At 71.9% G+C, this 12,667-nt stretch carries 11 protein-coding genes; 7 read left to right on the plus strand and 4 right to left on the minus strand.

Annotated elements, in window-relative coordinates; translation table 11 throughout:
- Positions 1-5 precede the first annotated feature (5 nt).
- Positions 6-1,403, minus strand: coding sequence for a two-component sensor histidine kinase (locus B7C62_19545; GenBank protein ID ARF77271.1), 1,398 nt, complete (start codon positions 1,401-1,403; stop codon positions 6-8).
- A 185-nt stretch (positions 1,404-1,588) separates the two neighbouring features.
- Here B7C62_19545 and B7C62_19550 point away from each other — a divergent pair, with 185 nt between their 5' ends.
- The 4 genes from B7C62_19550 to B7C62_19565 all read left to right on the plus strand — a co-directional run bounded on the left by B7C62_19550 (position 1,589) and on the right by B7C62_19565 (position 5,647).
- A complete protein-coding gene (locus B7C62_19550) occupies positions 1,589-2,146 on the plus strand; it encodes a hypothetical protein (GenBank protein ARF74187.1) in 558 nt (185 codons plus the stop codon).
- A 37-nt stretch (positions 2,147-2,183) separates the two neighbouring features.
- Complete coding sequence (locus tag B7C62_19555; GenBank protein ARF74188.1) at positions 2,184-2,780, plus strand: hypothetical protein; 597 nt, start codon at positions 2,184-2,186, stop codon at positions 2,778-2,780.
- A gap of 146 nt (positions 2,781-2,926) precedes the next feature.
- Positions 2,927-4,114, plus strand: a complete 1,188-nt coding sequence (locus B7C62_19560) for a hypothetical protein (protein ID ARF77272.1) — start codon at positions 2,927-2,929, stop codon at positions 4,112-4,114.
- 96 nt (positions 4,115-4,210) lie between these two features.
- The gene (locus B7C62_19565; GenBank protein ID ARF74189.1) at positions 4,211-5,647 is read left to right on the plus strand and encodes a metallopeptidase; all 1,437 of its coding nucleotides are present in this window, start codon (positions 4,211-4,213) and stop codon (positions 5,645-5,647) included.
- A 104-nt stretch (positions 5,648-5,751) separates the two neighbouring features.
- Here B7C62_19565 and B7C62_19570 read toward each other — a convergent pair whose 3' ends face one another.
- On the minus strand, positions 5,752-7,410 hold the full coding sequence (locus B7C62_19570) for a peptidase M4 family protein (GenBank protein ARF74190.1): 1,659 nt from the start codon (positions 7,408-7,410) through the stop codon (positions 5,752-5,754).
- A gap of 296 nt (positions 7,411-7,706) precedes the next feature.
- Complete coding sequence (locus B7C62_19575) at positions 7,707-8,282, minus strand: chemical-damaging agent resistance protein C (GenBank protein ID ARF74191.1); 576 nt, start codon at positions 8,280-8,282, stop codon at positions 7,707-7,709.
- 180 nt (positions 8,283-8,462) lie between these two features.
- Here B7C62_19575 and B7C62_19580 point away from each other — a divergent pair, with 180 nt between their 5' ends.
- Positions 8,463-8,897: an aminoacyl-tRNA hydrolase gene (locus tag B7C62_19580; protein ID ARF74192.1), complete on the plus strand. Its 435-nt coding sequence runs from the start codon at positions 8,463-8,465 to the stop codon at positions 8,895-8,897.
- 48 nt (positions 8,898-8,945) lie between these two features.
- Here B7C62_19580 and B7C62_19585 read toward each other — a convergent pair whose 3' ends face one another.
- Positions 8,946-9,452: a reductase gene (locus tag B7C62_19585; GenBank protein ARF74193.1), complete on the minus strand. Its 507-nt coding sequence runs from the start codon at positions 9,450-9,452 to the stop codon at positions 8,946-8,948.
- 380 nt (positions 9,453-9,832) lie between these two features.
- On the opposite strand from B7C62_19585, the gene B7C62_19590 reads away from it, so the two are divergent.
- Positions 9,833-11,488 carry a sensor domain-containing diguanylate cyclase gene (locus tag B7C62_19590; GenBank protein ID ARF74194.1) on the plus strand — a complete coding sequence of 552 codons (1,656 nt, stop codon included), beginning with the start codon at positions 9,833-9,835 and terminating at the stop codon, positions 11,486-11,488.
- Between the two features lie 143 nt (positions 11,489-11,631).
- Positions 11,632-12,639 carry a carbohydrate-binding protein gene (locus tag B7C62_19595; GenBank protein ARF74195.1) on the plus strand — a complete coding sequence of 336 codons (1,008 nt, stop codon included), beginning with the start codon at positions 11,632-11,634 and terminating at the stop codon, positions 12,637-12,639.
- Positions 12,640-12,667: the final 28 nt, after the last annotated feature.

Raw genomic sequence — 12,667 nt, forward strand, 5'->3', positions numbered from 1 at the left:
CTCCGTCATGTGGGGTCCTCCAGGGTGGTGAGCGGGACCTCGGCCGAGAGCACCGTGCCCTCGCCGGGCGCCGACTCGATCGTCAGCGTTCCGCCGAGCTGGCGCACGCGCGCCCGCATCGCGGGCAGCCCATGGCCCCGTATGGCACCCGTCGCGCGCGGGGCACCGGGCTCCGGCGTGAAGCCCCGGCCGTTGTCGCCGATGTCCAGGACCACCCGGTCGCCCAGGTGGGTCAGGGTCAGCCCGGCGGCGGTGGCGTCGGCGTGTTCCCGTACGTTGGCGAGAGCCCCTTGCGCGATGCGCAGCAGCGCGGACTGCACCCGGTCCGGCAGCGGGGCGTGCGGCGTGCCCTCCACGTGGCAGCGGACGGTCAGGGCCCCCTGCGCCTGGGCGCTCTCGCGGGCCGCCAGTGCGTGCAGGGCCGCCTCCAGGCCGCCGCCCTCCGCCAGATCGGCCGGGGCCAGGTCGTGGACGAAGCGGCGGGCCTCGGCGAGGTTGCGTTCCGCGATGCCCGTGGCCGTACGGACATGGCGGCGGGCGGCGTCCGGGTCGGCGTCCCAGGTGCGGTCGGCCGCCTGGAGCAGCATCTGCTGGCTGGACAGGCCCTGCGCCAGGGTGTCGTGGATCTCCATGGAGAGCCGCTGGCGCTCCGCGAGGGTGCCTTCGCGCCGCTCGGTGGCGGCCAGTTCGCGCCGGGTGCGCAGCAGGTCGTCGATCAGCTCGCGCTGGCGGGCCGCCAGTTCCCGTTGGCGTACGGCCTGCCGCTGCATATGCACGAATACGGCGGTGGCGACGGCCGCCACGGCGGGCGGGGCGAGCACCAGGTTCGGGTCGAACTCGGTGGCCAGGCGCAGTTGGGCGGCCACCACGAACACGGTCAGCAGGGCGACCAGCGCGAGCGCCGCGCGCGGCGGCAGGATGCGCAGCCCGGTGTAGAACAGCGGCACCGCGCACCACGCGAAGCTCGGGGCGAGCACGACCAGCACCGTCCAGACGGCTACCAGGACCCCGAGCCAGGCCACCCGGCGCGGGGTGGGGCGCGAGCCCAGGACCGGCCCCAGCAGATACAGCACCGACAGCGTGATCGACAGCGCGATGATCCACGGCGTACGGGCCTCGCCGGGGTGCCGCATCAGGAACCGGGTCAGCGAGGCGCTCAGCAGCAGGAAGAACGCGGCGTGCATGAGGAGCGCGAGCCAGCGGGCGTCGGGATCGGGGCCGGGACTCGGGGCGGGGCCGGGATCGAGGTCGGAGGCAGGGGCGGGACTGGTGGCGGGGGCGTGGACGGGGCGGCCCGTGGTCCTGGCGTCCGTCCTCGCGTCGCCCCCCGCCCCCGCGTCCTCCCGTCCACCGGTCCGGCGCTCCACCCTGCACCTCTCGTTCCCTCGTTGACCTGCGTAGATCCCTCCATGGTCACCCCGTCCGGCCACCCCCGCATCAACCGATCGGCCGACAGGGACATCAGCCGTCCCGCGCGCCGCTTCCAGCCGGTACGCCGACCGTACGGGGCCGGAACCGCCCGGAGGATCGATGGCAGAGCGAAAACGCCTCAGGAACCACCGAACAACCCACCCTTCAAGGAGTCACCATGAAGAAGCTGTCGCTGCGTGCCCGCGTCCTCACCGGTACCGTCGCCGTCGCCGCCCTCGGGGCCGGGACCTTCGGCGCCGTCTCCGCGAACGCCTCCGCCCCGGCCGCCGCGCCCGCCGCCGCCGTCAAGGCGGACACGAACAACCGCAACCTCCAGCAGAGCACCCACCTCACCGTGGCCGCCGCCACCAAGGCCGCGCAGGCCACGCTGGACGCCGCGAAGAAGGAGAACCAGCGCGTCTCGGTCGCCGTCGTCGACCGCAACGGCAACACCATCGTGACGCTGCGCGGCGACGGCGCGGGCCCGCAGTCGCCCGAGTCCGCCGTGAAGAAGGCGTTCACCGCCGTCTCCTGGAACGCCCCCACCTCCGAGCTGGTCAAGCGCCTGGAGCAGGCCCCCAACCTGAAGGACATCCCGGGCACCCTGTTCCTCGGGGGCGGCGCCCCGGTCCAGGTCAAGGGCGCCCCGGTCGCGGGCATCGGCGTGGCGGGCGCGCCCAGCGGCGACCTGGACGAGAAGTTCGCCAAGGCGGGCGTCGCCGCCCTCACCCGGTAGTCACGTCAGCACCGCACCGCCGAGAACGGAGAAGCCCATGAACGCCCTCGATCACGCCCTGCTCACCGCCGCACGCACCGGCGACACCGATGGTGTGCGCACCGCGATCGAGGGCGGAGCCCGCGTCGACGCCCGCGACGAGGAGCTGCGCACCCCGCTGCTCCTCGCCGCCCTCGGCGACCACGTGGAGGCGGCCCGGCTGCTGGTGGCCGCCGGGGCCGATCCGGACGCCCAGGACCGGCGCGAGGACAGCCCCTGGCTGGTCACCGGGGTCACCGGCAGCGTCGCGATGCTGCACGTGCTGCTGCCCGCCGGGCCCGACCTGACCCTGCGGAACCGGTTCGGCGGTATCGCGCTGATCCCCGCCGCCGAGCGCGGTCATGTCGCGTACGTACGGGAGGTGCTGCGCCGCACCGACATCGACGTGGACCACGTCAACCGGCTCGGCTGGACCGCCCTGCTGGAGGCGGTGATCCTCGGCGACGGCGGCCGGGCGCACCAGGAGGTCGTGGAGGCGCTGCTGGCCGCCGGTGCCACGCCCGGCCTGGCGGACGGGGACGGGGTCACGGCCCTGGCCCACGCAGAGCGGCGCGGGTTCACGGAGCTCGTCGCGCTGCTGCGGGCCGCCGCGTGACCGGCGTACGCGGGGCGCACACCGACTCCGCCACCGCCCCTTCCCGTACGGGCCGTACTGCCTGCGCCGCCCGTATTGCCAGCATCGCCCGTACGGTCCGCACCTTCCGCACCTCCCGTACCGACCGCGCGCGCCGGTTCACGCCGGTGCTCACCGCGGCTGTCGTCCTCACCGCGACCGCCGTGCTCGCCGGATGCGCGTCCGGTACGGCGGAGGCTCCCCCGGAGGCGTCCGCCGCGCCCGGCACCGTACGCACCGCCGACCCCGCCCCCTCCGGCACCCTCGCCCCCGCCGGCCGCACCCCTCAAGGCACCCTCCTCGTGGCCGACTTCGGCGGCGACACCGTGACCTTCGTCGACCCCGGGAAGGACGGTTCGGGGAGGGGTGGGGGCCCCATCGCCTCCGTCGAGGTCGGCACCGCCCCCTACGGGCTCGTCGTCGGCGAGGACGGCCGCGCCTGGGTCGCCACCGCCGAGGGGGTCGCCGTCGTGGACACGCGGCAGCGGACCCGGCTCGCGCTGATCCCGTACGAGACGGAGACCGGACCCGTCACGACCGGCGAGTACCGGGGCGGCGGTATGGGTATCGCCCTGGCCCCCGACGGCCGACACGTCTACGTCGGGGTCAACGTGCCCGGCGGCAACGGCACGGTGGAGGTCATCGACACCGCGACCCGCGAGGTCACCGGGGTCGCACCGGTCGGCCGCCGCCCCTTCGACGTGGACGTCTCACCGGACGGCCGCGAGGTGTACGCCACCAACCACGACTCCTTCGACGTGACGGCGGTGGACGCGGACACCTTGAGGACCCGGCGCATGGAAGTCGCCCCGTACGGCACCGAGGGCGGGCTCGGCTCCTGGCTGAAGCCGCACTACGCCGTCGTACGCCCCCAGGACGGCACGCTGCTGCTGCCGTTCGAGGGGGAGCGGCTGGCCGTGCTCGACCCGCGCAGCGGCAAGGTCACCATCGAGCGGATGACCGCCGACACCCACCAGCACGGGGCGGCCCTCGCCCCCGACGGCACTCTCCTCGTCGTCGGCACCGGCCCGATCGGCTCGGCCGACGAGGGCCCCTCGCTCACCGTCCGCGCCCCGGGCGGCACGGAGCGGATCGTCCCCCTGGAAGGGCCGCACGAGGACGTGGCGGTGTCGGCGGACGGCCGGACGGCGTACGTCACCGGCGGGTTCACCCGCGACGGTTACTGGAACGGGATCACCGTCGTCGACCTCGACAACCTCGACAAGCTCGAAGACCTCGACAACCCCAACAACGAGAAAAACAAGCCGATTCGCCTTTCCGCAGGCAACCGACCCCTCGGAATCGCCATCCTCTGAGTCAGGAGCCGTCCGCCCATCCCCCGGGGCGGGCGGCTCCTTCCCTTCCCGGGCCGCCCTTCCCGGGGTTCGCGCCCCGGCGCCTAGGATCGACCGGTGAACCGCCGCACCCCCGCCGTCCCCCTGCTCGCCCTGCTCCTCGCCCTCGCGCTCCTCGGCACGGGCTGCACCGGCGGGGTCGAGGGCACCCCGGGCGCGGCCGGGCTCCGCGACCCGTACTTCCCGGGGCTCGGCAACGGCGGCTACGACGTCACCCACTACGGCCTGAAGCTCGACATCGGCCCGGCCGCCGACGGGCCGCGCGCCCCTGCCGCCGACCGGCTGCGCGGCACGGCCACCATCACCGCCCGCGCCACCCAGGACCTGAGCGCCTTCCATCTCGACCTGGCCGGGCTCGACGTGGAGAGCGCCACCGTGGAGGGGCGTCCGGCGGCGGTGAACCGGGCGGGCAAGGAGCTGACGATCCGTCCGGCGGCCGCGGTCGAGGACCGGCTGCGCAAGGGGCGCACGTTTACCACCGTCGTGCGCTACTCCGGCTCCCCGCAGGCCATCACCGACGCGGACGGCGCCGAGGAGGGCTGGCTGCGGACGGCGGACGGGGCGGTCGCCCTCGGCGAGCCGACCGGGTCCATGGCCTGGTTCCCCGGCAACCACCACCCGAGCGACAAGGCCGCGTACGACATCGAGGTCACCGTCCCCGAGCCGCTGACGGCCGTCTCCAACGGGGAGCCGGTGTCACGGCGCACGGCGGACGGGCGTACCACCTACCACTGGCGGACCACCGAACCCATGGCGAGCTACCTGGCGACCGTGGCCGTCGGCCGGTTCACCACCCGGCAGTCGCGCACACCCGACGGCATCCGGCTGTTCACCGCCGTGGACCCGGAGGCGGCGGCCAGGGGCGGGAGTGCGCTGACGGAGGTGCTGGACGAGATCCCGGCCGTACTGAAGTGGTCGGCGGAGAAGTTCGGGCCCTACCCCTTCACCTCCGCCGGGGCGATCGTGGAGCGGACCGGCGACTCGTCGTACGCCCTGGAGACCCAGAACCGCCCCGTCTTCCCCGGCCCGCCCGACACCGCACTCCTCGTCCACGAGCTGGCCCACCAGTGGTTCGGGAACTCCGTCACCCCCCGGACCTGGCGGGACATGTGGCTCAACGAGGGCTTCGCCACGTACGCGGAGTGGCTCTGGGCCGCCGACCACGACGGCGTACCGATCGGTGAGAGCTTCGACGAGGCGTACGCCGACGACGCCAACTGGGCCTTTCCGCCCGCCGATCCGCCCACCGCCGCCGATCTCTTCGACGCGCCGGTGTACGGGCGCGGCGCCATGGTCGTGCACCGCATCCGGCTCGCCCTGGACGACGACCGGGCGTTCTTCGCCCTGGTCAGGGGGTGGACGAAGGCGCACCGGCACAAGAACGCCGCCACCGAGGACTTCACCGCGTACGTCGAGAAGGCGACGGGCCGGGATCTGACGGAGCTGTGGGACGCCTGGCTGTACGGCGGAAGCCGGCCGCCCAAGGAGGGCTGACCGGCTTCCGTGCACCTGGTCGCCCAGGCAGGGCTGGGCGGCTTCCGCACGCCCGGCCGCCCAGGACAGGGCTGACCGGCTTCCGTGCGCCCGGGCGTTCGACGCTACTTGACGTTCACCCCGGTCCAGGCGGCCGAGACCGCCGTCAGCTCCTCGCTGTCCGCGCCGAACAGGTCGGTCGCCGCCTTCTCGGTCGCGACGCGTGCGCCCGCGTAGTCGGTGGTGGAGGTCATGTAGACGGAGAGCGCCTTGTACCAGATCTGGTACGCCTTCTCCCGGCCGATGCCCGTCAGCGTCGAGCCGTCGGCGGTCGGGGAGTCGTAGTCGACACCGTTGATCGTCTTCTTCCCGCTGCCCTCGGCGAGCAGGTAGAAGAAGTGGTTGGCGACGCCGGAGGAGTGGTGGACGTCCAGGTTGCCGAGGTTCTCGTCCCAGTAGTCCGCCGAGCTGCCGTCCTTGCTGGGCCGGTCCATGTACCGCAGCGGGGTGCCGTCGCCGTTGATGTCGATCTTCTCGCCGATGAGGTAGTCCCCGGCGTCCGATGCGTTGTCGGCGAAGAACTCCACCGAGGTGCCGAGGATGTCGCTGGTCGCCTCGTTGAGGCCGCCGGACTCACCGGCGTAGTTGAGGTCGGCGGTGGCGGAGGTGAGGCCGTGGGTCATCTCGTGGCCCGCGACGTCGAGTGAGGTGAGCGGCTTCTTGTCGCCCTCGCCGTCGCCGTACGTCATGCAGAAGCAGCTGTCGTCCCAGAAGGCGTTGACGTACGCCTTGCCGTAGTGGACCCGGGAGTACGCGGCCTGGCCGTCGCCCCGGATGCCGTCCCGGCCGAGCGCCGACTTGTAGAAGTCCCAGGTCTTCGCGGCGCCGTAGTGGGCGTCGACGGCGGCGGTCTGCCGGTCCCCGGCCGTGCCGTCGCCCCAGGTGTCGTCGTCGTCCGTGACGAGGGCGCCGGTGCCGGAGGAGCCCTGGTTGAGGTCGTACGTCTTGTGGCCGCCGCGCTCGCCGTCGGTCAGCTCGAAACCGGCGTCGGTTTTGGTGGTGGTGATCTCGACCTCGCCGCTGTACTGGCCGTGGCCCGCGCCGGTCTTGACCGCCTCGTAGCTGTACAGCTTCTCGCCGGTCGTGGCGTCGGTGAGGGTGTGGATGCGGCTGGGCGTGCCGTCCTTCCGCACCCCGGTCTTGACGGTCTCGAAGGCGAGGACGGGCTGTCCGCCGTGGCCCGCCCAGATGACCTTACGGGCACCGGCCGCCGCGTTCTTGAGCTTCGGCGTGGTCGACGCCACGGCTATCCTCGCGTCGGTCGCCCTGTCGACGCCCTTGAGCGTGCCGTCGGCGGCGGTGTGGGTGACGAGGTCGCCGCCGAGGACGGGCAGGCCGTCGTAGGTGCGCTCGTAGCGGGTGTGGACCGTGCCCCGCGCGTCCGTGATCACGTCCCGGACGATCAGCTTCTCCTGGCCGCCCAGCTTCAGGGCCTTCGCCGCCGAAGTGGTGTCCGCCTGCGCCGACTTGATGGCGGTGGCGCGGTCGGCCGAGGAGTTGATGCCGAGCGCGGCGGCGGAGGAGAAGGGCGCGGAGGCCGTGGGGGTTTTGTCGGTTCCGCTGTCGCCGGGGGTGGCGACGGCCGATCCGGTCTGGACACCGGCGACCACCATCGCGGCGGCTGCCGCGAGCGCTGCGAGCCGACGGGTGGTGCGGGTGGTGCGGGCTCCCCGAGTGGCCCGGTCGGTGCGGGAGTTGTGGGGGGTGGTGGTGTGGAGGTTCATGTGTGTTCTCCGTTGGTCGTCCTGTGGGGGGACTACGAGCGGAGAGCGTGCCACCGAATGAACGAAGTTGACGGTGTGCCGACAATTGCCTCACAAGTTTTTGACCAGTTCTTGTCCGACTGGGGTGCTGTGCTGTCCGGTATTCGGTGGAGTGGCGTGATTCTGCTGCGCAGGGCCGCACGGGCCCCGCGCGTGGCCCGCGCAGGCCGGCGTGTTGACGGCGCATCACGCGGGGGAGCCCCCGGCCGCGTGGATGGCGGCCGGGGGCTCCCGGTGAAGCAGGGGTGTCGCTCGGGTCAGAGGTTGACGCCGAAGTCGCGGGCGATGCCGGTCAGGCCGGAGGCGTAACCCTGGCCGACCGCGCGGAACTTCCACTCGGCACCGTTGCGGTAGAGCTCGCCGAAGACCATGGCGGTCTCGGTGGCGGCGTCCTCGCTCAGGTCGTAGCGGGCGATCTCGGCGCCGCCGGCCTGGTTGAGGATGCGGATGAACGCGTTGCGGACCTGGCCGAAGTTCTGGCTGCGGCTCTCGGCGTCGTAGATGGAGACCGGGAAGACGATCTTGTCCACGTCGGCCGGCAGACCCGCCAGGTTGACGTTGATCTGCTCGTCGTCGCCCTCGCCCTCACCCGTGACGTTGTCACCGGTGTGCACGATGGTCTGGTCCGGCGTCGACTTGTTGTTGAAGAAGACGAAGTGGCCGTCGGAGACGACCTTGCCCGCCGCGTTGACCGCGATCGCCGAGGCGTCGAGGTCGAAGTCGGTGCCGGTGGTGGTGCGGACGTCCCAGCCGAGGCCGACCGTGACGGCGGTCAGGCCCGGGGCCTCCTTCGTGAGCGAGACGTTGCCGCCCTTGGACAGGCTTACAGCCATGGGAAGTCCCTTTCCTCGTCGTGTGCGGGCATTCGTGCCATCACGAAAGCTACCGCCACCCGTCATAACGCAACCAGCAGACCATGAGGTTCCTGCTCCCTTTACTTTCTTTGCCGAACTTCCTCCTGAAGGGGTCTCAGGGGCAAAAGAAGGTGACGGGACGGGCAGGGAGCGGGGAACATGGGTGACATGTCCGGGCCCTATGTCATCCGTGGTTCGGTCTCCCTGCCGGAGGCCGAGCTCATGTGGCGTTTCTCGCGCTCCTCCGGTCCCGGCGGCCAGCATGTCAACACCAGCGACTCCCAGGTGGAGCTGCGCTTCGACCTCGCGGCGACCGACGCGCTCCCCGAGGTGTGGAAGGCGCGGGCGCTGGAGCGGCTCGCGGGCAGACTGGTGGGCGGAGTCGTCTCCGTACGGGCGTCGGAGCACCGCTCGCAGTGGCGCAACCGTGAGACGGCCGCCGTCCGGCTCGCCGCGCTCCTGGCCGAGGCCACGGCGCCGCCGCCCAAGCCGAGGATCAAGCGCAAGATCCCGCGCGGGATCAACGAGCGCAGGCTGCGCGAGAAGAAGCAGCGCGGCGACACCAAGCGGGGCCGCTCGGGCCGGGACTGGTAGACCGGCCGCCGCATCGGTGACACCCCCCGGGCCGTTCCCGTGAACCCGTCACCCCAGCTGCCGGTAGCGGCCCTTGAAGTACGTCAGCGGGTCCCCGTCCGGGCTCGGCAGTTCGGCCGTCAGCACCCGGCCGATCACCAGGGTGTGATCGCCCGCCACCACCCGCTGTTCGGTACGGCACTCCAGCGTCGCCAGCGCCCCGCCGATCAGGGGCGCCCGCGTCACCTCGCCCCGTATGTATGCCAGGTCCTGGAACAGCAGCCGGTCGCTGATCCGGCCCTTCATGGCGAACCGCCCCGCGATGTGCCGCTGGCTCGCCGCCAGGACGGAGACGGCCCACAGGGGCTGCTCGTCGAGCAGGTCGTCCATCCGGGAGCCGTTGCGCAGGCTCACCATCACCAGGGGCGGGTCCAGGGACACGGACATGAAGGCGGTGGCCGTCATCCCGACGTCCTCGCCCCGGCCGTCCTCGTCGAGCGGCGGCTCCTGGGCGGTGACCAGCACCACTCCGGCGGCCAGCCGTGCGAGTGCTGCGCGGAACTCGTCGTTGCTCACCCCCTCAGCATGGGGGACGGGCTCGGGGCGCGGGGTGGCGGGAGTCGTCTGGAGCACACCGGAACGCTAACCGTGCGCGAGGCCCCGCCGCATCGGGCCAGGGGACCAGGCCGGTCCTAGGACTCCGGCCCCACGGGCGGGCGCAAACAGCAGAGTGGCCGAAAACGCATGGCCGAATTTGCGTTCAGGAAAACGACGGAACGCCGGAAGAGTCACCCTCGCCCCGGGGTTATCTGTTGTGACTTGGGTCACAGAGTCCATTTTCTGCTGACCCTGTGTACCGGGTGCACAGCTCACTGTGATTCAGTGGCCGTGACACTGCAACAAGTACGCCGATATGAAACCTGGAGTTGCTGTCGAGGTCTCGGGGGGTGCGAGCGATGGAGGCCGAGTCGGAACCCTACGTCCGCCTTGCGACCATGCGGCAGCTGCACCAGGCCGTCGCTGATCTCAATACGGCGCGGAGTCTGGCGGACACGTTGCAGACCGTGGCGGACGGCATCGTCACCGGTCTCGGCTACGAGCTGGGCTGCGTCAACCTGGTCCGGCCCGACGGCGACCTCGTCATCGCCGCCTTCGCGGGCAACGCCGCCGCCGAGGCCCTGATCACCGGCCGGGTCGGCTCCCGCGCCTCCTGGGAGCGGCGGCTCTCCATGGGTGAGGCGTGGGACCAGCTGCGGTTCATCCCGCACACCGAGGGCTGGGTCCTGCTCGACGACGACGTACCGCAGTGGCACACCGAGGGCCCCGAGCCCCGGTTCGAGGACGAGTGGCACCCGCTGGACCGGCTCTACGCCCCGATGTACGCCTCCGGGGGCGGACGGGACCTCCTCGGGGTCATATCCGTCGACCGTCCGCGCAACGGGCGCCGCCCCGGCGCATGGGGGCGCGAAGCGCTCCAGATGTACGCCTCCCAGGCCGCCATTGCGATCAGCAACGCTCGCTTGCGAGCAAACATGCAACGCGCACTGGTCAGGCTCGAACGGGAACAGCAGGCGTTGCGGGCCAGCGAGGAGTCCTTCCGGCAGGCGTTCGAGTACGCGCCCAGCGGGATGGCCATCGCCGAGATGGGCGGCGACCAGCACGGCCGGCTGCTGCGCACCAACGACGCCCTGTGCCGGCTGCTCGGCCGCCCCGCCTCCGTACTCCGCCGGTACTCCTTCGCCGACCTCGTCCACCCCGAGGACATCGGCACCCTCCTGCGCACCTCCGCCGAGGGCGGCCGGGCCGAGCTGCGGCTCGGGCGGCGGGACGGGACGTACCTCTGGGTCTCCCTGCGCAACTCGGTCGTCGCCGACACCGCCGACGGGCCGCGCTTCCTCCTCACCCACGTCGAGGACATCGAGGAGCGCAAGCGCCATGAGCTGAACCTCGCCCACCGCGCCTCCCACGACGCGCTCACCGGCCTCCCCAACAGCGCCGAACTGAAGTCCCGCCTCAGCGCCCGGATCTGCGAGCGCCCCCACTCACCGGCGGCGACCGCGATCGAGGCGCTGGACGCGGCGTACGGGGACGTCGAGTCGTCCCTCACCCACGGCTACCAGGCCGACGGGTACGAGGGCGAGGCGGCGCCCGGCGGCGGCCCCTACGACCACCATGTGCACACGGTCGCCCCCGACGCGGAGCACGACGACGGCACAAAGGGGCTCGCGGTCCTCTTCTGCGACCTCGACGGCTTCAAGTCCATCAACGACCGCTTCGGCCACCACACGGGTGACGCGGTGCTCATAGAGGTCGCGCGGCGGCTCTCCACCTGCGTCCGGGACGGCGACACGGTCGCCCGGCTCGGAGGTGACGAATTCGTCGTTCTCGCGGACGGCCTCGGGGCGGCGGACGCCGCTGACCTGGCCGTACGTCTGAGAAATGCCATCATTCCGCCTATAAGGGTCGACGGGCGTGCCGTCCGGGTCGGAGCGAGCTTCGGCATCGGCTGGGCCGAGTGCGGGATGAGCGTGGAAGAGGTCCTGCGCTCCGCCGACCAGCGGATGTACGTCGAGAAGCGGTCCCGGTCGAAGGTCCACCGCAGGGCCGGATGATGTTCACGGCCGATGCGCACCCTTACCCCGTACACGCCCCTCCGAACCGGCCCGGTCCATGATCGCCATTCGGACTGTGCTCCGTTCGAGGTAGGCTCGGCCGGTCGGCGACGGCTGGCGAGATGGTGAGGAGTGACCCAGGGATGACGGCCGGAAACAACGGCGCGAGCAAGCCCGAGGACGACGATCCGTTCGGCTATCTGTACGCGGACGGACAAGCGGCAGGCGCCCAGCCGCCCGGTCAGGGCGGCTACGGCTACCCGGGTCCGGCCGCGCAGCCGGGCGTGCCCAGGACGTCGTACAACCAGGTGCGGACGGTCGGCGAGCGCCAGTACGGGCAGCACCAGCAGCACCAGATGCCGCCGCAGCAGGGCTACGGCTACCCGCCCCAGCAGCACGGCCAGCAGCCTCCGCAGCAGTACAACCGGCCGAACCCGCAGTACGCCGCACCCGAGACCTACCCCGGCGGCGCGCCCGCCGCGCAGCACGGCTCGGTGCCGGGCGGCGGCGGTCCCGGCCGGGGCGGCCCGAACACCAGGGCGCTGCTCATCGGGGCGGTCGCCGTGGTCGCGGTCGTCCTCATCGGTATCGGCGTCGCGCTGCTCTCGAACAACGACGGCGACAAGGACAAGAAGAACAACGAGGCCGTGTCCACGCAGGGCCCCGCCGAGAAGACCGAGGAACCCGCGAAGCCGGAGAAGAAGCCGGAGGAGTCCGAGAAGCCGGTCGAGCTCCCGAAGCAGGACGCCGCGACGCTGTCGCTGGGCGGCCCGGCCGGGGTGGAGAGCTCGATCAAGGGGGCCCAGGGGGTCAACGGCTCGTACGTCACCGGGTTCAACAACGTCGGCTCCTCCGTGACCTGGCGGGCCGACATGGAGGACGGCGGCTCCTACCGCCTCGCGGTGCGCTACGCGATCCCGGCCAAGGACGCCGACGCCACGCTGACCGTCAACGGCAAGGCGAACAGCCAGCCGATCGGTCTGAAGAACTTCATCAAGTCCTCCGACGAGGACTGGGAGAAGAACTGGCAGACCACCTGGGCGCCGGTCACCCTGAAGCCCGGGCAGAACGAGATCAAGATCTCGTGCGAGGACGGCAATCAGTGTGACGTGATCCTCGACTGGCTCGAGGTCACGCGCGCCACCTCCTGAGGCCGAGAGCCGCGAGGACCTGTCGAAA

The sequence above is a fragment of the Kitasatospora albolonga genome (genome assembly GCA_002082585.1).
Lineage (GTDB): Bacteria > Actinomycetota > Actinomycetes > Streptomycetales > Streptomycetaceae > Streptomyces > Streptomyces stephensoniae.